This is a genomic window from Nostoc foliaceum FACHB-393, from assembly GCF_014698505.1.
GTDB classification, from domain to species: Bacteria; Cyanobacteriota; Cyanobacteriia; order Cyanobacteriales; family Nostocaceae; genus Nostoc; species Nostoc foliaceum_A.
Genome location: NZ_JACJTD010000022.1, coordinates 99,647 through 121,749, shown reverse-complemented (window position 1 = coordinate 121,749; position 22,103 = coordinate 99,647). Strand labels below are relative to the sequence as shown.

The following is a 22,103-nucleotide window of genomic DNA, read 5'->3' as shown; positions in this document are numbered from 1 at the left end:
GATGAATTAAACCGTAAAATGCAGAAATTCGCTAACTTCAAGCCAGGTGCGTTCAACAGACAAGCTATCTGGGTTGATTCCGTGAAAGTCTAGATTCTTTTTCTCATAAGTTTTTAGCCTACCTATTGTGCTTTCGGCTAATTCCTTGGTTTTAAATAAGCAAGCTTCTTCTATTTCAAAAGTCCATTCAGTATTTGATACGTAATAGTAATTTAAATCTAGAAAGTGACCAAATACTACCCAGACATTTTTTTTAGGCATAACTTTTATTTTATATTTTATGAAGAAGAATCAGCCCCAGCATTAATAACATAAGCATCTATCTCGCAGTATTTATCGCCACTAAGTATTATTCTAGGCTGCTCACAATAGAAAACTTCTGCATAAATATGTCTTGCTAATTCAGCAAAATTATCAGCTTCAAATGTTGCACCTTTAGGCGAAAAAATATCTTCTTGCCGTAGCGACGAATAAATTCTTTTAGTTGCATAATTGAAAACTTATATTTCGTCATTTTTAATCAAATCTTTTCGTCAATGAACAACGCCTCTACCATAGCAGCAGTCACAAGCTCGAAGAATTTCTTTTCCTTCATATTCATCTATTATTTCAACTCCTTCAGTTCTACCACAAGCCGGGCATTTAATTTCATCAAACTGATTTTTATCTATTTTCGATTTTATTTTTTTCATAATCGTAAGTAAATTCAGGTATTTTACTAGAGGATTCAATAAAATAAGTTAAATAACTTTTAACAATTTTAATATCTTCTTCTAGTCGATTTTTAGTAGATTTTATTCGGGATAATGCAATGTACAAATAAGTATCGATTGAATCTTTATCAGTTCCTTCTGCAAATTCTTCTTTTAAATCTTCTAAATTTTCAATTGAAAAATCTAAGTGGCTAATATGACTGCCAAAATCATCTAAATAGCAAGAGACTCTAGCTACAGCTTCTTTAATATCAGATACTATCGTTTCATCTATGCACATAATCAAAAGTTAGATTTTGTTTCACAATTAGTTAGCTAATTCTATAATTTTACTTTCTTGTGACATAACTCTTGTTTTGTCACAAGAAAGTAATATAACAATTTTACATTGTTTTGCATTTTTGCAGTTCTGCAATATCTGCTAAAATATAATTTTAACAACATAACTCTCACAATAAAGACAGTTGCCCAGGCGATACATTACCCTTACGTCGCGTATGAAGACTGAGGTGAAAAACTGTACACAATACACATAAGTTTGTCCGATAATTATCTTATGACACAAAATTTTAGAAATTACATGGATCTACTCGATGAGCTTTATATTTGAACTTTGGACAAAAAGAAGTTTGTTCGCGAGTCACACTCGCGAACAAAAAAACTAGTCATCAGAAATTACCCCAGTTATTTTACAAACTGAGTCTAACTGAGTTAAACGGCTAAAGCCTAAGAAAATTTACGCGGCTTTTTGTTTATCAGGTGTTGATTTTGACTGCTTTTTGAACACAGGGTGCTTAGTGCGTTGCGTTTGAGTCTGACCTTGAACTCGACCGATTGAATTTCCTCGGTTTTTGGGAGAACGAGCGGGTGTACCAATCTCAGAAATAATTCTCGGAAAATTGCGTTGCACAGTACTGGGAGTCATGATTGTATCACTTTGAGGTTTTAAATAACGCTCCCAGGGTCTAGGTAAGTGTGTTGCTAAATCCTTTGCCGCCCAAAGTTGTGCGTAAGCAAGCATTACTAAACGTATCCAATTTTCCTCGTGTTCAACATCTGGAGTTTGAAACTTCGTCATCAACAAACGCTGCTTGCTAAATCGCAGCATATGTTCAATATCAAACCTTTGTCTATAGCAATGGTTTGCAACTGTAGGTGAGATTTCTCCACGTTGCTCACCTATGACAATTAACCACATGGGTTTCCAGAGAGAATTGTCAGTATCATCATTTACATGAATCCTAATCAGAGTGAAGGGATGACGGTACATTTTTTGGTGCTTGGTTCCCCTCATCAACATTTGATGCCAAGCGAGTATGGTAATGTTTAAAAGACGACCTTTACGGGTTGTCTGCTGAATTTGTGTTGTTTCGTCGGGAGAGTGCCAAGTTTCAACATCAGCTAAATTAAACCTTGCGGGGGGACAAAATGGTTTAGAATGCTTATATTGCAAAGAGTGTAGCAATTTGTGGTAAAAGAAAAAGAGCCTTTATTCGCAACAAGCTCTATTTAATGATAATGTTACCAGAATTCTACGAGACAAACCTCAAGCGAGAATTGGGACGTGCAGAATATTTATTACTAAAAATTCTGATAAATTTATTACAATCAATAAAAACTGTAAGCCTTGAAGCATTGGCTACTGGTTTACCTATACCAATATTATTTGAAAGTAGAAGAAAGAAAATCCAACGATTCTTATCTTTAAATTATATAAATGTTGAAGAAATATGGTTCCCAATTATTAAAAGTTGGCTAGAAATATATTTTCCTTTAAATCAAGTTGTTTATTTAGTAATAGATAGGACTAATTGGGGATGTATTAATTTATTAATGATCAGCATAGTTTGGGATAAGAGGTCTATCCCAATATATTTTGAGTTGTTAGACAAGTTAGGTTCGAGTAATTTTGATGAACAAGAAACAGTATTTAAGAAAGTATTACCGATTTTCAATAATTATAAATCTGTAGTGTTAGGAGACCGGGAATTTTGTTCGATAAAGCTTGCTAACTGGCTCACAGAGCAGAAAGTATACTTTTGTTTACGCATAAAAAAAGATGCTTTTATAGAAATAGAACCAGAAATCTGGCTCCAATTAAAAAATTCAGGTCTATCGCCTGGAGTCTCATTTTTTTATCAAGGTATTAAATATACAAAAGCTACAGGATTTATTAGCTTTAATCTTGCGGCTAAATGGAAACGGAAACGCTTTGGAGTTGCGCCGGAGGAGGGCTGGTTTATCCTAACTAATTTAGATAATTTAGATTCAGCGATTATTGCTTATAAACAACGTTTTGATATTGAAGAGATGTTCCGCGATTTTAAGAGTGGAGGCTATAATTTGGAAGAAACTAATGTATCAGGGCAACGGTTAATTTCTTTAATATTGTTAATATCACTTGCCTATACGGCTGCAACTATATCTGGTCAAAAAATTAAACATAAAGGTGTCCAAAAATATGTCGGTCGAATTAAAGAATCTGGGCGGATTGTTCGACGACATAGTAGTTTTTATATTGGTCTTTATGGCCACAATTGGGTCAATTTCATGGAAAATTCTTATGAGTTAGTCACCAAATTATTGAGATTAAGTCCTAATAAGCGTAAGTATTATCAGCAAGGAGAAAGAGCTATGAGGCTTATTCTATCTGCATCATAGCCCAAGTTGTAGCCCCGCAAGCGTAATATCTTGCTCAGGTGCAAAAATCCTAACATCGTTTATCTCGCCCATAACCCCATAGGAAATAACTCTACTTAGTTCTAGCTATATTAAATTATAAAAGTAACTAGAACTAAAAAATGTAACCTATGCCCAAGAAAAAATGCGGACTTGGATTTGACTGTGCCAGTATGATGCAATACCCAAGCATAGACTCTGGCGACTGCTTAAATTACAAAACCTGTGGGAGTGCGGTTCAACTAAGCCCCGATGAAGAACTCGAACTTGTTCGTATTCGGGAAGAACAAATGCGCCAGTATCAAGAACAAATTCGCCTGACCCGTCGTTCTGCCGCTATCATGATGCTGATGAGGCGCGGTTGCCCGCAATCACCAGAATCGTTAAGTGTTATCCCGGCCATTGAGGCGATCGCCACCACATTAGATAATATTCGTACTGGACTTACCAACTTCGACGGACAGTACATCGCGCCACCTGGTTGCGAACTCCACATCTACAATGTCAAACGGCCGAGTGGTACGTACTCGTACTATAAATTAACCGCCGAAAACGCAATGTTTGCACCTTCAGAGAAAGAACAAGAAGTACGGGTAATTCACCTCAGCCATCATGATGATGCACGGTATATAGAGGCACAACTTGGTATCGAACGGCGGAACAAGTTAACCCAAATGCGAACACTGCTTCACAACGCAAGCACATTGCTTGAGGAAGCAACACGCCTACTCGAACAAACCACAGATATGAACAGTCCAAATGCTACAGTTGAAGTTTTCAACAGTGATGAAATTATACCCATCGACTCATAAAACCAGCAAAAAGGGAAAATTTACTTTATTACTGCCACAAAATATAGATACTGAAATACAGGATTATCTTATCTGTAAAGCTGCTTTATCTACCAGTACGCTGTGACGGTTACGATCGAATTGCTCTGATAGGTATGCCAACAGGCTAAAAACCGACTAGGGAGAAATGAAAAATGACCATAAGTTTTAGAGAATGGCTCAAACAATTTAAAAATCAAGATGCACCCTTTGGTGATTTATGGAGTGATGCCACATCGACTAAAAGAGGAAGATTTCAAGATAAGATTTCAGACTCTTGGCAGGGTGACACTATAGAAAGCTTGATAGAGTTTATGGTTAAAAACGAAGCATCATATCAATCTCATAGTGTTCTTAATGAAGCTAATGAGGCGTATCATAATTATTTAGGTTTAGAACCTATAAAATCATCTAAATTGGAAGAGTTAGAGAACCAACTTAAAGCTAAATATTACGCAGAACGTCTACAACACTATACAAAATTATGTATTTTATATAGGAATCCTACTTGAATCTTGCTCAGTATACTGAGAAGTCAAGCTTTGTATCTCAAGCCCCTTTGTTCTAGTTACTTTAAATAAAAATAATAGCTAGAACAAAGTACAGCTCCAAATTGAAAAACTACAGAAGGGTAAAAAATTAGGCAGACATAAAATTATCAACCTGTTGCCACACTAATTTAGCTTTCTCTCTCAAACTACAAACATCGGCACAATGGCAAACATTAAGAATGTTACTACTGATTTAGCATTAAGCAAGAAGTAATTGAGAAGTTTGTATATTTTTTTCATACTTAAATTTTGAGATCACGCCGAATAGGTCTTCAGGAGACTGGATCTACGTAATAGCTACATTAATCAGTATTAATAATTACATTTATTTTGCAAATAGAAATTAGAAAATTGTTTAATAAATTACCGATATAGAGAAAGTAAAATCAAGCTCTAAGGGTATTTTAGTGCCAAAAAGTAAAAATTTATATTTAAATTTATAAGTTTAATTGTTTATATATGACAATTCAAGCTAAACATTTTGACACTAGGTTAAATCAGTGGATTCATACAGATGGTAATACGGATAATCCAGGTTCACTGTTAAAAGAAGAACTTAATAATACCCTAATAGAACATTTCTTTCCTGGGGTTAACTTTTCGTTCGGGCATATGGACGAAAAGTCTACTGTGAAACAATTAATTAATCATCCTGAAGGTCACAAATTATTATTATCATCAAAAACACGGTTGCTATATGGGCCGGAAGAATGTCTAGATAGAATTAAACAATTATGCCCTGACAACAAAGATAGAGGTGCTTATGGATCTATTTTTCTCGGTTCGTGTAAAAATAGCGTCAATAAAGAGTTAAATATTCTAATTGTTGATGACAGTAATGGTGAAAATGGTGGCGTTATTAGTAACGATCAGGCGTATCGGCTAACAGGAGACTGTTACGGGCAAATATCCACAGACTTATATCACGAATTAACCAAGCATCAAAAAGGTGATAAATATCGAGTAATTCAGCACCGTTTCGGCTGGACTGACCAAGACGGAGATGATAACAAATACCGCTTTGGCAAAGGTACACTACGCCCTGCAAACCTTGACCAAATCCTCAATTATTCAGATCCCAACAACTCAACTAAAATTGACTTAATTCTTCCCTTATCTGCATTCAAGGGAACTGATAAAGACAACCCTAATGGGCCAAGCAAGCCCCAAATTCAACCTGGACTGTACAGGCAAAATATCTGGCTAGGTGAAAAATCACAATCTGAACTCGGTAAAACAGCTATCTCGCAGTTACTCGCTTCATTCCTTAACGGGCTGAAAGACTTTACCGAACAGCTAGAACTTGAAGCCAAAAAGCTGAATGTTGTACAGGACGACCCCCGGCAACTTGCACAACTTTACTGCGAAAAGTATGAGAAGCGGAAAGCCTTTTTAGAAGAGCAAGCAAACTCACTAGAAGAAGCAGCAGAAGATCCAACAGTAGCAGAAGAATTAGAAACTTTGCGCGATGGCGCAGGAGCGCCCGCCGTAGGCGATCGCATTGCTACTGATTCATTTATTTACAAACTCATCAAAGCTGACCTGCAAGGAGAAGGTCAACTTCTCGAAACTGAGAAAGTACAGCGCGAACTGGCCCGGTTCGTCCAAAACGAGTGGAAAGAAATTGCTATCGGCAAAACACTGACGTTTGAACGGGCAATGGTCATTCCCTGCAAAGACCTACAAAATGGGGAAATCTGCATCCCGCATTATCAAAGCGGGGAAGAAGTTCTCAACTTCCGCTCCCCTTTCCTCAACTCAAATGGTCTGTGCGTCTCAACTAACAAAGTTGTAGAAGATATCCTTGGGCCTGATGGTCAACCTCTCGCGGGTGCGATCGCTGTCTCAGACGAAACAAGCGATCGCATTTATAACCGTCTAAACGAGCAAATTAAATCTGTCCTACCCGAAGCCCAAAGTAAAAATCTCCAATTAGAAGGTATTGAAAATTACTTAGATAAAAATATCGACAAGCTCGAAACTAAAGACAAAATCGAGTTTACCAACAAATTTAATGAGTATATTTTAGAACTAAAGTCAGCTGGTTACGAACTAGAAATTCTTCCTCAAGAGTCCGAACAAGAGCGTCAGGCACGCGACTACGATGGTGATTGTATTGGCTTTGAGCGGGCAAGTAGGTATCCAAACCTCACTGCCGAGGCAAGGGAGCGCAACCTGCCTGAAAACGCTTACGATCCAACTGTTAAACTCAAAAAACAATCTTTTTACCAGGAAGATGGCAGTCAGCCAGAATTTGAAGAAATCGCCATCCACATGAGCGATGGCATTAGTGTCGGTGTTATCAACAATCACCTGACCTCAATCGAGGCGTTAGAGTCAGAAATTACTATCCTGAAAAACTTTGGTAGCGAGAGAGAGCAAATCGAGTACGTACAGCAGGTAGCCAAACACTACGAAGATTTATTTAAAACAGAAGCCTGGGCAAAATCCAAGGGTATTGAAGGGAAAGAGCTTCCTGTCAAGTATCGCGGTTACATGGAAGAGTTTATCAAAACTGTTCGGCAAGAACCCCTAAACCAGGTCAATGCACTGGTGGCAATGAATACTAACATCGAAATATACCGCGAAATGATTGCCGAGGCAGCATTTCAAAACCAAATTGCAGTTGACCTCTTCAAAAGTGCCAAAAAACCCGAAATGCAAATTATCCGCAACAACAGTCGGATTCTCCACCGGGAAGTTAACTATATTAAGGATAAGAAGAAAGATGTCTATATTGACAATACAATTCAACCGACGGGATACTCGCCTGTTGAATTACTAATTGCTCAAACCAACCAGTATTTTGAAAAAGCTCGTCTCGAATCGCGTGAAATCGCTCAATTTGAAGCTTTATTTAAAGGTGTCGAGTTTTCTAACGAACAGCGATTAAGAGCTACTCTTGTAAAAAAAGAATTCGACAAATCCTTTAACCAAGCGAGTCAGCTATCTAGACAAAGAGAAACTGAAAAAGGGCCGTCTGCAAATATTACCCTTGCTAATGGCAATCAAGTAAGTGTAACTAACCTTTTACAGTATGACAACGAATTTATCTGGAAAGCTAATAAAATTACAATCAAGCTATCAGAAATATTTGAAGACAAGCGCAACAGTAACCGCCCACATAAATATGTAGTTTATGCCCAAATTAACGATGAAACTGAGAACAACAAACCCAAGTTTAGGGCATTAGGAACACTTGCTAAGGAGCAAGAAAATAAAGCTGAAGAGATAGGAATTGCACTTGGACAGGAAGTAACGTCTAACAAAATAGCCTTCCAAACTGAACTTAGCGAAGGTCAAATTAAACTTCTTTACCAAAAAGCCTACCAGATAGCAGAAGAATTTTACAATTCAATTCCAGAAGGACAAAAGCTAGCAATGGCAGCTGCTACCTGGGCAGTATCAACTACTCGTGAGAGTAGTAATGATAAAGGTAGCGATTACCAAAAGAAAGTTTCTAATTTCGCCTTTGCGTCGTTCCCTCAAGAGATTATCAGTCAGTTAGACACACTCAAATTTAACGAGTTTAGTATCACTGGCTTCGACAGAAGTAGTGAATTGTTTCATGAAAATAAACCTCAAAATATTCGATTTAATCTAGCTGAAGATGGGAAAAGTGTCATTGAAATCCAGAATCAGGAAGGTAATTACGAAACATTTGGAAATATAGAACAAAGTAACGCCCGATTACCAATTGGTAGTGTTGCTATTGCCAGCATTGAAAAAGGTGAAGTTTATACCACCTCTGTTACAACCAAAGTACCCGGACTACCAGAACTTACCTTCAAAGTAGGTGAAGTTAATAAGTTTGGAAATTCCCAGAGGTTCAATAATGAACCTGTAATGTTAACAATTGAAAAGGTTGATCTTATTCGTGAAGACTATAGTATTTATCTTCAAAATGGTAATAAACCTGAGAAACTAGGCAACATTGATAATGAATCAATCAAGGAGGGTATTGCTCAAGGTTGGCTAGCAGAAAAACCTGGTAATGGGCAACAGTTACAGCTTAAAATTCAAACCATCATCACCGGACAAAATGCCTATGCAATAGCAGAGACATCTAAGGGAAATTTTTTACGAATTAATATTACTAATCCAAAATACAAAAAACAGGAGATTAGCAACCAAGCATTTAAAGAAAGTTTAGTTAGAGCATTTGATAAAAAGCACATTTATATTGCTAAAATTGGTGATCAATCACTCGGTATTATTGGTCAGCATACTGAACGCCTCGAAGCCGAGTTAAATAGAGAGAATGTACAAAGACAGTGGCAAAGGAAAGAAAGTAGCACTGTACAAAAACTAATTGATACAGGTATTATTCGCTTAAACCAACAACGAACTACTATCCCTGTAGAAATTACCAGTAATGAAAGTACCTGTAAAATAACTATTAATCCAGAAACAGTAGAGTATCCCGATAAATGGGTTAAGCGCAGTCAGCTTATCAGTAATGAGCAGCCTGTGAGAAATGAACAGCAAGAAAAACGTAACCAAATAATCGGTAAAATTAACGAACGTCCTGCAATCATGTTCCAAGATAAAGAACAAAAATTAGTAGGGCTTTTAGGATTAGCAGTTGATGAAAATATAGCCGAAAAAACCAAAAAGTATCTCGAAAAAGTAGGAGTATCATACGAACAGCTTGCCATATCACAAGCTCGATTAGAAGCCAAAAAAGGTATGACTGTATTCGTACTTGATGAAAGTACTATTAGTGACGAACTAAAACAAACCTTTATTGACCGTGCTGGTGGTAATATCAAGAGTGCAGATACATCATCACAACCCACTCCATTCGTTCCAGAACAAACTGTATATTTTTATAACCCAAACCAACAATATAGTTCTCCAGATGGATCGCAGGTAGAAACTAAAGAAGCTCTCGGATTAGTTGTTCCCGCACAAGACGCGATCGCTGTAGCTACTTGGCTAGAATCAAAATCTACTGAAAATCATTATTTTATTGAGAGTAACACAGCTACATTTATTTTTAATAAAAATGAAATTCTCGAAGAAATAAACAAAGAATTAAATAGTTTACTTGGAGAACCGATTAATATCGGTGAAGTTGATGGATTTGACCGTTACGAACAACTTAGTGCAGAGTTAAATCAAAAAGTTGCGGCTGAAGGTAGTCGTTTAGAATTAAACCAAATTCTAGAAAATAGTGAGTACAAAAAAGCTCTACAAGCACTACCTAACCGTCCAAGAGAGCTTAATCAAGAAGATTCTCCAGTACCAATTATTCCTGCAAAAGCTGTACCAGAAAATAATATAACTAACATTCAATCAAATACTAACGCTACAGTTGCAGGTATTTCACAAGTTTACAAAAACGCAGTTGATATACAAGTATCAACAAACACAAAATTAGAAGCTGATAACCAAGCAATATTACTACCAAACTCGCGCCAAGCCGATCAAACCAAAGCTATCGAAATATTGGGTAAGGTAAGCGAGGAAAAAGTAGAACAGCTGCGATCGCACCTTGAAACCCACCTCAAACCTATACTTCAAAACGATAAATCCAACTATGCACTACTAAGACAAGTCGCATGGGTCGGTGCAAAATGGGATTTGAAGGATAAAGACTTCAAGCCAGGGGTACAGGACGACAAGTTAATGGAACTTGTCAAGCAAGTATATCCTGATGCTGATATTGTGCTGGTCACTTACTCCGAGAACCCCGGCGCTGGCATCAACTACCACCGCGATGACTCCTATGCCGCAACGGAAGCCCGCAGCATTAATATCGGAAATTGTGATTGGGGGTATCGCGCTGCTAAGGAACGAATGGCATGGACTAGGGAGGAAAATCAGGACGCACAATACCAAGAGTTTAAACTTGAGTCGGGTACTGTAACCCGCTTTAACTGCAAGAACGAACACGCTGCACTCAATACTGAGGCTGGCAGATGGTCTATCAACATCTGGTCAATTAAAAATGACCTGGGCAGAGAAAACAGCGATCACCAGAAATTTGAAAACTTCCTCGCCTCAAACCAACCTCCTCGTGCAATAGTCCAAAGCAACAGCGACCTTACCATCAAAACTAACGAGTGGACACCTGGGGGAGAAATTAAAGTAGAACGTAGCTATACAAGCCTCAGAGAAGTCACCCGAAACATACCTTCACACCCTTCAAACCAACCAACTGTAGAAGAAATTATCGCCATTGGGAATTCCACTGCGGCACGCGCTGCTAACCCTCAGATTCCAGGCAACCCGACTATATCTGGAAAACCAGTACCAATGGTTTATTCGCTGCATCTGCACGGCGAATCTTCCAAAGTACCAGCTGATACAACTATCGATGCCATGCGCGGACACGGTAGAATACACACCACCAGAGGTGTAGATTACCAAAAAACTTATGGTGTCAAAGAGGGAGATATTGCGATCGCCCAAGGTAAAAACGGCGAGCAAGTTGCTTTCCGAGTGGGTAAGCAGTACAAAATTACCCCCGAAATGATTCAAGATCCAAGTTACCAGCAAGCCTGGGCGAAATGGGAAAAACATTCATCTAAAGAACTTACCCAAACCCAGGCGAGTAAGAGTCAGGTATATGGCTTATTCATGGAGCCTCTAGGGGATTATGTCAATGGCAAAATTGTTCCGTTCCCAACCATTCAAAAACAACCTGCAACTCCAGTAAATATCAGCCCCGACTCCAAAGATGGTCTTGGAGTAGCACTCAGCCTTGCCACTGCACTCGCAAAAGAACAAGGCAAGCTGCAAAACGATTACCAAGTTTCAGTCAATAATAATCCAGAAGCCCCCGCCGGACGATATGGAGTAGAGAACCACAGCCAAAAACCTGAAGGAGTAGCATACGCATCTGCCGAACACGCATTTAACCACCAAAAGCAGTTGCATCCATCAGCTGATGAATACAAGTTAATGGTAGAAGTGCTTCAGGCTAAACTCGAACAACACCCCCGGCTAACAGAGGCGATCGCCAAACGCGGAGGAACTGAGTGGCTGGAAAACTGTACCGCAGCTGCTACAACGGGGGGAACCCCAACGGACAGTTCGCTCAAGTCGGGAAACCCGCTCACGCGACTGTCCTCCGCAACGCACCGCCTCACCAATATAACTAACGCCCAGGATAAACAGTGGGAAGGTAAGGGTAAAGAATCCGCATTTATTCAAGCCCTCAGCGAAGCATACACCAATGTAGTTGAAAAGTCACAACAAACTACAGCAAAAACTCAGCAGGAAAAATCCGAACAGACTGATCGTCCGCTAACAAATCCACTGTCCCAACTCGAACCCATAAACGCCGCCGTCGCTGAACACATGAAAAAAGATATTGCGATGGCACAAATAGCCACCCAGTTTATCGGTAAATCAGCTGCGCCCCCCGAAACACCTTCAAGCACCCGTAATTACGAGCAAGCATGGGGAGAACGCGCCAACACAGGAAATTACTCAAAAGACGACATCATTATGGTATCCGGGTCTGGCCCGTGGCGCGGAGTAAGAAGCGAGGGAATTACCCAAACATTTGAAAATCACTACAAACCGTTACTTAATAAGGCAATAGAAGCGAAAAGCTCTTTCATAGTCGGAAACGCACAAGGAACTGATCAATTAGTTCAAAATTATCTTCAAGAAAAAGGGTACAAGCTAGAACAAACTTCCCAAGGATACGCTGTATTTAATCCTGTAGAAAATACCAAAATTAGTACCAACACTATTTCTTCCAATACACAAGTATCACATAACCCATTTCTTGCTAAAGACAAGAGCATTTTCCCTCCACAACAAAGTCAACAACCAAATATTGACCAAGCACTCGCATCACCTTCTCAACCCAGAATACAGCAGGTTGGAGCGATGGATAACATTATCGAGCGGATGAAAGCTAATACAGTGCAAAATCTTCAAGACTGGTATATAGCATCTGAAAAACTCGGTAAATCAGAAACATATCTCAATAGAATTCATGAGATAACTGATTTATACATAAAAGAAAATATCAGTCTTGAGAACGCTTTTAAGGCAATGGAGCGAGATATTAAGGAGCTAGAAAAAATTAATGAAATCACCAGTCTTGCCCAAAGTTTAGTTAAAATCATTGGACAGGAAGATATCAATGGCATTATGTCAGTACAAACAGAAAAATACCAAATTGCTACAAAAGCCCAAGACAAAATTTACTTAGTTAAAGATAAAAATGACAATATATTATTATATGTTAAAGAAGGAAAAACCCAAGTAAGTAACATCAGTGATGAAACATTACAAGATTTTAAACTCATGAATTTACGCATAAATAATGCGCTCAAAGATGTCAAAAAAGATTTAGTGGAGAGGTAATTTTAGTATGAAACAACTAATCGAACTTCCAGTAGAAGGTTTAACCCCAGCGATGCAAGCCAGTCTCCTAAGAGAATTGATAAAACAGCTTAACATCCCTGATGATAAATTTGAAGAATCTGCAAAAAAACCTCCAACGGCTGAGGAACTAAAAGAGGCTGTGCTACGGTTTAATTCGGAAATTAACAGAATCAGTGAAGTAGTGCAAGATGAAGTAAAAGTAAACTCTACAGAAATTAAACCTATCACTTTTGTTAATCAAGTTAATCAAGAGTTATCTTCACAAGCCGAAGCAAGCCAGTTCACAGGAATGACAATTGAACCAGATGTTCTAAAAAACCCCACAAATAAAAATGACGACAATAATGGCAACCCAGTAGAAGAGAGTCTAGAAGATAGAGTACAATCTCTTACCGCCGATTTCCAAATTAGACAGTTTGTTATTCCTGTAATTTTAGACCGCTTAGATATATTTGGAAAATCAGATAAAGAGACACAAGGTATCATTTATAAAAGTGAAGAATATACTGCAAGTCTAAAATTAGAAGAAGATTCGCAAACTCTTAGCCTTGATAAAAATTTGCCTGATTACGAAGAAAGTCGAGAGGCACTCTTGGCATCTCGTGACAATAACTCAGAAGAGTACTCTATCATCATTAATAATCTCACCAAAGAGGAATTTGAACGTTTCAAGACTCTGTTCAATGAGCAACAAGCACGCCGCGAACAGAGTCAAAAACAATTCAAAAACCAGGATTCTGGTAAAGAGCTAGATTAAATCAACCCAAACCACACACCATACATAAAAGCTATAAACCCAAAAATTAGCTTTTTATTAAAACTCAGGGGAGTCTTAGGACAAATAACAACTGCAACAGCAAAATAGTAAAAGGACGTAGTAAAGTCAAAAAAGCTCGTCGGGTTAACAGGCAATCTGCCTAACCCGACTAAACATAACATCCCCATCAAAGACCAAACAACAATATTTTCTATCCATCCTAAAACTTTATCGCCTTTCATAAAAAATTATCTATTCCTCCATCAATTCGCTGATAACTATTAATTAAAACCAGTACTGATAAATAAAATCATCTAGTCAATATATTGCTTAATGAAAACTACACAAACCACCCCATTACTTTGTAAAGTTTTTACAAATAATAATAAAGATTTTAAATAAGCTAATTATTTTATAGTAATTGTAAAGATTAAAAATTCTAAAAAAGGTAAGTGCTATAAGTATTATTATCAGGGAAAATACCAAACCAAAAAAGCATATAATATGAAACCTATTAATGTTGTCATCATTGAAAATGAGAACATATCTAGGATTGGCGCGGCAACAATATTATCTGAAACTGGTGCAATCCAAGTCTGTGGCGTTGCCAAATACGGAAAACAAGGAATAGAAATTGTTGACAAAGAAAAGCCAGATATCGTAATTATAAATATTGATTTACCGGATATCGATGGCATTGATGTAATAAGTGCAATTAAATCCAAACACGCATCAATTAAAATTGTGGTTATGACTGCAAATAGCAGCCGAGATACCATTAACGCAGCAATTAGTAATGGCGCAGACTGCTACTACTGTAAAAATAGCCTTAGAGAAGAAGTCGGAGAAAGATTCGTTGAAGCAGTAATGGCTGCGTACAATAATGAATCATGGATTGACCCAACTATTAATCGTATTCTGATTGATAGTCTCAGGTCAAATGACATACCCGATAGAAATACACTAGATTTGTTAAGTGATTTCTCTACTAAAGAAATCACTGTTCTTAAATTAGCTGCCGGAGGCATGAAAAATAATGAAATTGCCAATGTAATGTATGTTTCAGAAGGTACAGTAAGGTCATATCTACATAATTCATTTATCAAGCTAGGAGTTAAAGATAGGTTAAACGCTATCCGCGAAGCAATCCGTCTGGGAATCCTTAGCTTTACAGACATGAAAATTGAAGAAGAAGTTACTCAAGAAATCCGCACAAGAGTCAAAACCAACCACAAAAGTCAAAAAGATACAGCTAAAACGAGTAATAAGGGATACAAAAGCTGGGTTGCCTAGAAAATTAATCAACTGCAATTATGCAGCCACCTGAATACTTTTTATGCTGGCGGCAAGTTTTAATGATGGCGGCGTTTCTAACATAAATACTACGTGCTATCTTACCTTCATTGGATTTAGCCCAATCCAGAAGCTTTTTATCTTCGGGTTGTAAGATGGCAGATCCAGAAGCCGCCTGCTGAAAAGTTACACTTCCAGCAATGGTCTTATATGTAAAAACACCAATTGCAGTCCCTAAGGCCAGTACAAAACCCAATATCCCCGCCACTTGTGCCAATCGCCAATTACTTACATCCAAGTGAGGCAAAGCCCCGCCAGCTTGCTTAGTCATCTTAACCAGATCCTTCGCCGCTTCTGCGATCGCACTCTTTTGTTGCTGTATTGCCACTTTAGAAGCACTATTAAGCTTATCGTCTACCATGTCAGTCCAACCCACCACAAGGGAGTCAAGCCTACCTGGTAGTTGCTGCAACGCAAACTGAGTTGTACCTAGTTCGGCGTATAGGTTAAACAAGGGGTCATCAGGCCGAATACCCAATTTAAGTATCCAATCAGTAACCTCTGCTTTTTTTTCTTCAGAATATTCTGCAACAACTTTTTCAACAACTTTTGCAATATTGGTCATAGGTTGTTTAAATAGTCAATTTGAAATCTCACTGTTAATTTGGTAAAGCAAATAATTACCATTTCTCAGATTCAACATCTTCAGTTACATCAAGATTGGAAGGACTTTGTTTATTTGCACTTACAGAAGCTAATTCTGCACAGTTCGTACTCAACCCTAGATAATTAGAAGCTATTCCATTAGAAACAATAGATTTATGAAAATTCTCCATCCAGTTGAATACTATCGAACGCTGAATAGTATTAAGAGGAGAGTTAGTTTCAATAAGTTGAGTATAAGGTAAACTAGCATCCTCAAGCAACTGGTAAAAGTCATTATGCAATCCACCTAAAACTAGTTCCAAGCCGTTTAATTTTTTAATATCAGCCTGGAATTGACTCCCCTCATAGTGTCTAAATTGCTTGCCAAAGTAATGATTTTGGATAACAACATAATCAACCTGGCTACCAAAATGCTGAGATAAATCCTGAAGATAATCTTCAACACAGTCTTTACGGTGTGATATCGGGTGCAAGAAAGTAACACGATATCCCAGACAATTAAGATTTTCTATCAGTGAAACATCCCTCTCAAAAAACTTGAATTCTCGGAGGTTTTGACCTGGCATATCAGTCAAAATAACTTCAATTTTTGGAAACATTTCTAAGTCGAGTAATAACCTATCAGAATCACCCCTAGAGAATCCCAAATGGTTTATCTCAAAGCGTTGTGTTTGATACATCGATAGCTTATTGCGATGCCCGTGGTAGAAAACACGCACATTGAGTTTATTTTTCAAGTACAACTCTAGCAAGAGCCTAGAAGCTGTAGACTTACCTACACGAGCATCACCCGATGTAATCACAAAACGCTTTATAAACATAATAAACTAAGCAAACTACTAAATTAAGCAGCTATATTTTCAGATTGTAAATTTGAATCTTGATTTTTAGCTTTTTCTTCATTTTCTCTAAGCTCTTTAGACTTTTCAACAACTGCGGGATAGTAACAATCATCTGGTTGTATATCAAAGCCAAATAAATTAAATGCTGGCTTAATTTGGGCTTCAAACTCAGCAAGCCAAGATTTAATTCTCGATTTAATCACAATATTTGTTCCTTTATGAGTCTGACCTTCATTAAATGTCAGAGCATGGCGGTCAATAAAGTCGTAGGATTTGTAGAATAAATCTGGCATCACAAGTTCTACCAAACCTTCTGCAAGCATATTTTGACGCAGAAAAGCGTCATTATATCGCTCAAATTTTTCTTCTTCACCATGAAATAAGTTCTTGACAACAACATAATCTACTTGATTTTTACAAAGTTCACGCAGTTTTTCTAGAACATTTATGGAATCAAGAACCCTACTAATCACTGAAACCATCGTAACTTGACAATTAATATCGGTTTTAAGCACTTCAAAAAATGAAAGCTCTTTGACATAACTCTCAAAGAAACCTCCAGATTGTGCTGGTAAGTCTAATAGGGTAATAGGACAATCACTCTCATCTAAATTAATTAATAAGTCGTCAGCACCACCTCTATGGAAAATATCAATGTAACGTATTATCGGTCGGTAGTCTTTTTTGAAATATCTTTCTAACTGAGGATTTCTTAAGTCAGCTTCATAAGTAACACAAGGTAAGTTTTTATTAATGTACAGTTGAAATAGCGCTCGTGCAAAGGTGCTTTTTCCCACACCACCTTTATCACCTGTGACAATTATTAGCCGCTTTTGAGGTTTACTATTATTACTATTGGTTGTATGATCATCCGACATGACTTTTTTACCCTTCTTGGTTCTATTTTGAGACATAAAAATCCTCTACAAAGCAAATACACTTTGTTGATATAAACCGAAATTTTTAAACCTTATTTTTCATAAAAAATCATTTGTAATAGTTGAAACACGTTTAGTATAAGCAAGCTTTAACGATGAAACTAATTGGTTATATAGGTTATCTGCAAACCACATAAAATGGCTACATCATTCTATGAATACTTCCAGAATAAATAATCATAAATGTACTTATGCAAAAAAATTAATATCTGTATCAATTCTAAAATGCTCATATACTTGCCCTGATAATTAGCTATATAAGGAGGCAAATAAATACTCATTATTCAATGAAATCTGACTACTCTGTTTTACATAGATTGGTTCTATTATATAAGCTATATCTCAAAAAGAAAATCAACAAAAATTCAATATTTAACGAACATTCGTTGATATATAAATTAGTAATAAATTTCATACAGTTTGCTTTAAATACGGATGGCTACATATTTATTAATAAATTCAATAACTTCATAAAAACTAATGTTCAATATTTTCAAAGTTTGGGTAAACCCTTATTCTAAGAAAGTTTAACTATACCTGAGACACGCGATTTAATTAAGGGTATTAAAGCTAAGTATTTAACATCAGAACAATCTGAATCGAAAGAAGTAAAAGTAATTATTCAAAAAATCAGTAGTGGATTATCTGAGATAACTTTAGCTAATGCTAGTCGTGAACAACTTCAATCTTTACAAGAAATCTTGGAGCAGAAATTAAATGAAATTCGTAAGTTAATCGGATAAAACTTTTTTTATTTGGACTGTACTGACTCAACAGCCTGCTCCAACTCAATCAGCTAATGGTGCAAAAACTTAAACTCAAAGCCAAAAAAATTAAAATTTAAGTATGCTGTCCCTTTCAATGTACTAGCTTGCTAAACCAGGCAAACCCCGCATCTGACGTAGAGCATTTAAGCAGGGTGGGCAATCGCAGCCGAATAAAGCTATGGAAGTTTCACTCTCTTCATCAGTGAATTCTAACTCAGGAAGCTCTTGGATAGAGGCATAGGCTAACTCTACAGCCCTACCCTGCTCTAGTTGGGCTTCGGGAGCGGTAAACTCTATAACTCTATCCTCATTTGGTTGACCTTGGGCTGGTTTCACCCCTGGTGTAGATGCAGAAGCAATAGTATTGCTAACCCGTATGCAGACCATTTTCTTCGTTGCTGAGTGGGGGGATTGTATACAAGAAAGACGGTTGCCTGCTGCATCCACTGTCTGATTTGCTTGAGATGGTTGAGTCATCATGACCATAGAGATCACAGATGCAAACAGTGCAGGGCTAGAAAATAAAGTGAGAAAAAATTTGTTCATTTATTCAAAAAAGTTTGTGACTGCTCACACCTTTAAATTATTACTGAGTAATTTCTATATAAATATAGTTGATATCTCAGTAGATAAAAATAGTAATGGGAATTTTACCAGAGTTTGTTTATGTTTATAACGTCTAGAGAGCGTAGAGCTAGCGAGGCTTTACAGGGGCGCACGACTCACGCTCATGCACTGATGCTACTAATTTGTCCTTGAAAGTGGTTTTCGCCAAGACTGTATTAGCAATCCAATTGCCATACCAATGCCGACAATAGCAGTAAAGTAGAATAAACCAATGAACCGGATATAAATCGGTGGTGCGATTCCTTCAACTTCAACTGACTGCGCCACTTTCACCGATGGAAATTGACGGTTAGATCCAGGTTTGGGAGTTGCTTCTACCTCGACTTTGTGGGGTGAGCCATCAAAAAATTGCTCCTGCCATATTAACTTGCCCTGTTGGTCGGGAATACCTTTGTAGGCAAAGACTGTTAAATTATCTTCAAGAGCGATCGCCTTCACTTGTAAAACTACATCCGTCAGAGGCTGTCCTGTTGCAGTATCCTTGACCTGCAACGCTAAATCCGCAAGTTTTCCTACAGTCGCGTTTTTATCGCCTTCAATGCGGACTTCCACCCCCTGCGATTTTTGCGTTGATGGTGCAATGGCTTCAGTACTGCTATTGTGTTTGCTGCCGTGAGCCTCTGCGACTTCTGCACTAATGTTAATAAACAATAGGGTGACTATAGCTACCACTGTCAACGCACTTAACAATAGACGGACTGACTGCGGCGCAATTTCTCCTTGTCGCAGTTGTTCTTGTCCGCCAATAACCCAACCGCCTAATAATCCTACTGACAGTAAAATAGCTGCAATAACAGCAGTATATTTATATTTGACTGGATTTTCCCGGACATTCAGATTCAAGGTTTGCTCATAAGGAGCGAAAGCATTTGCTACTAAGGGTGAGACATTCACGCGCAGTTGGTAATTGCCACGGATGGGTAATATCTGCTGAATTTCTAGCTTTCCATCAGGTGCGCCGGCATCCATTTCCAGCAATTTTGTTCCCTCGATAAAGGGAAAATCTGTTGCCAACCAAGGAGTTGGCGGCGGTGTCAGAATTTGTAAGCTAATTTTGGCATTTTCTAACGGTTTACCCACAGCATCAACAGCTTGTAGTGTCAGGGTAACGGGAGATTGTGGTTTTTCTGTTCCTGCTTCAAAAGGATGAATACGTTCTAGTGGTGGATTGGTGGAGAGTAGCACTCTGGGTGGAGGAGTTTGGGAAAATCCTACAAAGGAGTAAAGAATTGACAACGCGATGCAAACAGCGCCAATCATCCCAAACAGTCGATATTTTTTCATAAAACTCAACTCTAAGTGTAGAAACCTGTATCTTTGGTGACTGGTACTTTGATAGCGGTAGGTGAAACTTACCTTACTTGATTCAGCGTCTATTTATCAGCAGTGGAGGAATTCCAGTCAAAAATTTAGTAATTAATTAGACATGAGATGAAATTAAAGTTAAGCGATGTAGAGATTGAAAAGAAAATATCTCTACATCGCCTAAAATTCTTTTCCAGCAAAGGCATTAGTGCGAAAAGAGCGGCATTACTTTCTCAAGTGTCAAAGCATTACCGAATTCACCTAAAACATCTGGGAATTCTGACAATTTTAGTGACACGCAACACCTAAAGTGTGGTGACGCGCTGAGTGTGCTGTGTTATGAGCCGCCGGATAAGTAGAGAACAACACAGTCCAGATAATCAAAGAAGATAACAGCATATAAAGCGTTACCTGCACAGGCTTGGATAGGGTAACACCTGCGGTCTTTTGTAACACTGAAGTAGAAGAAAAAACAGTCATTTTGAACCTGCTATGAATAATTGGGATAATTTATCAATCAAAGGAGATTTTGCCACTTGATTGCAAAAAGATATACCATAAACTTTGTATTTGACAAGTGTGTATAAAATGTGTTTTATCCCAGATTAGCCACTTGTTTTTTTAACTATTTTCATCATCAGTTTATACACTATCTTCTAGGATGGTGAATATCAACAGAGTAAAGGTGAGAGTGGGGTATCAATTTGTGTTGATGAGGATAAGTATATCGCACCTGCATAATCATTTTCACCAATCACTAGAGGAATTGTAGCTTGGTAAGTCGGCGTGAAGAAGGCATTGAAGACGTTAAGAGCAAATATTAGAATATACACTTGCCAAACCTGCGTCACAAAAGGTAACAGACTGACAAGAGCCATCCGTACACAATGCGTTACCACCAGTATCTGCGGTCAACACGGTCAGCTAAAACTCCTGCCAAGCGAGACAGCAAGACAAACGCAGTAATCCGCAACGTCAACACAAAGGCAAGTACAACCGCGCTATTATCTCCAGCTAACTCGAAAGCAAACAGAGCCAAACCTACCCAAGTAAGCGCGTACAGTTGGGCCTTTTATACGCACACTTTATGCAGATGCCAGGGAAATTGTCATTACCTCTTGATTGCCACATCTTGGTACAAAATCAAGTAATTAGCTACAAAATCAAATTAGCTTTCATTGAGATTCCCTCTGTTGTCTTTGCTATGCTGGCAACTCTTTTGATTCGCCCTCAGCGAAAGTCTTTCTGGCTCACCTTAGTTGGATTAGTTTGCATGATTCTGATGTGGCTTATCTGGGCATTATTTATTCAACCGATTAATCAGCAAATTGATACTTGGATTCCAGTTAATGCTCCAAGTAACTGGGCTGAACTTCGTTATCAGTGGCATTTTTACCATTTGGTTCATCTCGGAATTGCATAGCTGGGGATGCTGGCACTAACCTTATCATTGTTAGTTGCAAAAAGAGTGAAATGAGAAGTAGAGTAGAAAGTTACATTAAGAACTTAATGACCCAGGTTTAATATTTTGATCACCCTAATTGAATCGTCTGAAATTTAGGAGTCTCAGACCCTTGCTGTGTTGTATCAAATCACTGCACCAAATAGGGTTTAGACTATGGACTGTCTGCAACTCACAATTTTGTACATCGAAAGTGGCAGTGGTACTAAACAGTTTTTTCGGGGTATAAACCATATCATAACTACTGCTATTTGAAAAAATATTTAAGATTTTATTTTAAATTTCATCTTGTTTTCATAGTCAGCATTCAACATAGAAATA

Annotated in this window: 19 protein-coding genes; 7 read left to right on the top strand and 12 right to left on the bottom strand. The window is 37.9% G+C overall.

Annotation, left to right across the window (positions count from 1 at the left end; genetic code table 11):
• Positions 1-6: 6 nt before the first annotated feature.
• The 3 genes from H6G92_RS19310 to H6G92_RS19300 form a co-directional block, all read right to left on the bottom strand.
• Positions 7-261: a hypothetical protein gene (locus H6G92_RS19310; RefSeq protein WP_190895227.1), complete on the bottom strand. Its 255-nt coding sequence runs from the start codon at positions 259-261 to the stop codon at positions 7-9.
• A gap of 402 nt (positions 262-663) precedes the next feature.
• Complete coding sequence (locus H6G92_RS19305; protein WP_190895226.1) at positions 664-993, bottom strand: hypothetical protein; 330 nt, start codon at positions 991-993, stop codon at positions 664-666.
• A gap of 456 nt (positions 994-1,449) precedes the next feature.
• Entirely contained in the window at positions 1,450-2,166 is a 717-nt protein-coding gene (locus H6G92_RS19300) for a hypothetical protein (RefSeq protein WP_242059217.1), read from the bottom strand.
• A gap of 65 nt (positions 2,167-2,231) precedes the next feature.
• Between H6G92_RS19300 and H6G92_RS19295 the strand changes: the two genes are divergently transcribed.
• The 5 genes from H6G92_RS19295 (at position 2,232) to H6G92_RS19275 (ending at position 13,882) form a co-directional block, all read left to right on the top strand.
• A complete protein-coding gene (locus H6G92_RS19295) occupies positions 2,232-3,374 on the top strand; it encodes an IS4 family transposase (protein ID WP_190895225.1) in 1,143 nt (380 codons plus the stop codon).
• 149 nt (positions 3,375-3,523) lie between these two features.
• The gene (locus tag H6G92_RS19290) at positions 3,524-4,204 is read left to right on the top strand and encodes a hypothetical protein (RefSeq protein ID WP_190895224.1); all 681 of its coding nucleotides are present in this window, start codon (positions 3,524-3,526) and stop codon (positions 4,202-4,204) included.
• A 173-nt stretch (positions 4,205-4,377) separates the two neighbouring features.
• Positions 4,378-4,734 (top strand): hypothetical protein, encoded by a 357-nt coding sequence (locus tag H6G92_RS19285; protein ID WP_190895223.1) that lies wholly within the window; start codon positions 4,378-4,380, stop codon positions 4,732-4,734.
• Positions 4,735-5,232: 498 nt separating this feature from the next.
• The gene (locus H6G92_RS19280; RefSeq protein ID WP_190895222.1) at positions 5,233-13,104 is read left to right on the top strand and encodes a hypothetical protein; all 7,872 of its coding nucleotides are present in this window, start codon (positions 5,233-5,235) and stop codon (positions 13,102-13,104) included.
• 7 nt (positions 13,105-13,111) lie between these two features.
• A complete protein-coding gene (locus H6G92_RS19275; protein ID WP_190895221.1) occupies positions 13,112-13,882 on the top strand; it encodes a hypothetical protein in 771 nt (256 codons plus the stop codon).
• Here the strand turns inward: H6G92_RS19275 and H6G92_RS19270 are convergent.
• Entirely contained in the window at positions 13,879-14,124 is a 246-nt protein-coding gene (locus H6G92_RS19270; protein ID WP_190895220.1) for a hypothetical protein, read from the bottom strand. The genes H6G92_RS19275 and H6G92_RS19270 overlap by 4 nt on opposite strands.
• A gap of 262 nt (positions 14,125-14,386) precedes the next feature.
• Between H6G92_RS19270 and H6G92_RS19265 the strand changes: the two genes are divergently transcribed.
• Positions 14,387-15,175 (top strand): response regulator, encoded by a 789-nt coding sequence (locus H6G92_RS19265; protein ID WP_190895219.1) that lies wholly within the window; start codon positions 14,387-14,389, stop codon positions 15,173-15,175.
• Between the two features lie 4 nt (positions 15,176-15,179).
• On the opposite strand, the gene H6G92_RS19260 is transcribed toward H6G92_RS19265, so the two are convergent.
• From H6G92_RS19260 to H6G92_RS41325, 8 genes are all read right to left on the bottom strand, one after another.
• Positions 15,180-15,800 (bottom strand): DUF6753 family protein, encoded by a 621-nt coding sequence (locus H6G92_RS19260; RefSeq protein WP_190895218.1) that lies wholly within the window; start codon positions 15,798-15,800, stop codon positions 15,180-15,182.
• Between the two features lie 55 nt (positions 15,801-15,855).
• Complete coding sequence (locus H6G92_RS19255; RefSeq protein WP_190895217.1) at positions 15,856-16,662, bottom strand: hypothetical protein; 807 nt, start codon at positions 16,660-16,662, stop codon at positions 15,856-15,858.
• Positions 16,663-16,685: 23 nt separating this feature from the next.
• Positions 16,686-17,597 (bottom strand): chromosome partitioning protein ParA, encoded by a 912-nt coding sequence (locus H6G92_RS19250; protein WP_242059216.1) that lies wholly within the window; start codon positions 17,595-17,597, stop codon positions 16,686-16,688.
• Positions 17,598-18,487: 890 nt separating this feature from the next.
• The gene (locus H6G92_RS19245; protein ID WP_190895216.1) at positions 18,488-18,934 is read right to left on the bottom strand and encodes a hypothetical protein; all 447 of its coding nucleotides are present in this window, start codon (positions 18,932-18,934) and stop codon (positions 18,488-18,490) included.
• A 198-nt stretch (positions 18,935-19,132) separates the two neighbouring features.
• Positions 19,133-20,299, bottom strand: coding sequence for a hypothetical protein (locus H6G92_RS19240; protein WP_190895215.1), 1,167 nt, complete (start codon positions 20,297-20,299; stop codon positions 19,133-19,135).
• A 309-nt stretch (positions 20,300-20,608) separates the two neighbouring features.
• Positions 20,609-20,800 (bottom strand): CbtB domain-containing protein, encoded by a 192-nt coding sequence (locus H6G92_RS19235; RefSeq protein WP_190895214.1) that lies wholly within the window; start codon positions 20,798-20,800, stop codon positions 20,609-20,611.
• A gap of 191 nt (positions 20,801-20,991) precedes the next feature.
• Positions 20,992-21,198: a hypothetical protein gene (locus tag H6G92_RS41330; RefSeq protein WP_242059214.1), complete on the bottom strand. Its 207-nt coding sequence runs from the start codon at positions 21,196-21,198 to the stop codon at positions 20,992-20,994.
• 14 nt (positions 21,199-21,212) lie between these two features.
• Positions 21,213-21,359, bottom strand: coding sequence for a hypothetical protein (locus H6G92_RS41325; RefSeq protein WP_242059213.1), 147 nt, complete (start codon positions 21,357-21,359; stop codon positions 21,213-21,215).
• A gap of 66 nt (positions 21,360-21,425) precedes the next feature.
• On the opposite strand from H6G92_RS41325, the gene H6G92_RS19225 reads away from it, so the two are divergent.
• On the top strand, positions 21,426-21,743 hold the full coding sequence (locus tag H6G92_RS19225; RefSeq protein WP_190895213.1) for an anthrone oxygenase family protein: 318 nt from the start codon (positions 21,426-21,428) through the stop codon (positions 21,741-21,743).
• Positions 21,744-22,103 lie beyond the last annotated feature (360 nt).

Bases quoted from the DNA above. Each gene is read 5' to 3' on its own strand.
- H6G92_RS19290 (WP_190895224.1), top strand. From the start codon at position 3,524: ATGCCCAAGAAAAAATGCGGACTTGGATTTGACTGTGCCAGTATGATG.
- H6G92_RS19305 (WP_190895226.1), bottom strand. From the start codon at position 993: ATGTGCATAGATGAAACGATAGTATCTGATATTAAAGAAGCTGTAGCT.
- H6G92_RS19285 (WP_190895223.1), top strand. From the start codon at position 4,378: ATGACCATAAGTTTTAGAGAATGGCTCAAACAATTTAAAAATCAAGAT.
- H6G92_RS19265 (WP_190895219.1), top strand. From the start codon at position 14,387: ATGAAACCTATTAATGTTGTCATCATTGAAAATGAGAACATATCTAGG.
- H6G92_RS19295 (WP_190895225.1), top strand. From the start codon at position 2,232: ATGTTACCAGAATTCTACGAGACAAACCTCAAGCGAGAATTGGGACGT.
- H6G92_RS19255 (WP_190895217.1), bottom strand. From the start codon at position 16,662: ATGTTTATAAAGCGTTTTGTGATTACATCGGGTGATGCTCGTGTAGGT.
- H6G92_RS19275 (WP_190895221.1), top strand. From the start codon at position 13,112: ATGAAACAACTAATCGAACTTCCAGTAGAAGGTTTAACCCCAGCGATG.
- H6G92_RS19250 (WP_242059216.1), bottom strand. From the start codon at position 17,597: ATGTCTCAAAATAGAACCAAGAAGGGTAAAAAAGTCATGTCGGATGAT.
- H6G92_RS41330 (WP_242059214.1), bottom strand. From the start codon at position 21,198: ATGGCTCTTGTCAGTCTGTTACCTTTTGTGACGCAGGTTTGGCAAGTG.
- H6G92_RS19310 (WP_190895227.1), bottom strand. From the start codon at position 261: ATGCCTAAAAAAAATGTCTGGGTAGTATTTGGTCACTTTCTAGATTTA.
- H6G92_RS19260 (WP_190895218.1), bottom strand. From the start codon at position 15,800: ATGACCAATATTGCAAAAGTTGTTGAAAAAGTTGTTGCAGAATATTCT.
- H6G92_RS19240 (WP_190895215.1), bottom strand. From the start codon at position 20,299: ATGAAAAAATATCGACTGTTTGGGATGATTGGCGCTGTTTGCATCGCG.
- H6G92_RS19280 (WP_190895222.1), top strand. From the start codon at position 5,233: ATGACAATTCAAGCTAAACATTTTGACACTAGGTTAAATCAGTGGATT.
- H6G92_RS19235 (WP_190895214.1), bottom strand. From the start codon at position 20,800: ATGACTGTTTTTTCTTCTACTTCAGTGTTACAAAAGACCGCAGGTGTT.
- H6G92_RS19270 (WP_190895220.1), bottom strand. From the start codon at position 14,124: ATGAAAGGCGATAAAGTTTTAGGATGGATAGAAAATATTGTTGTTTGG.
- H6G92_RS19245 (WP_190895216.1), bottom strand. From the start codon at position 18,934: ATGAACAAATTTTTTCTCACTTTATTTTCTAGCCCTGCACTGTTTGCA.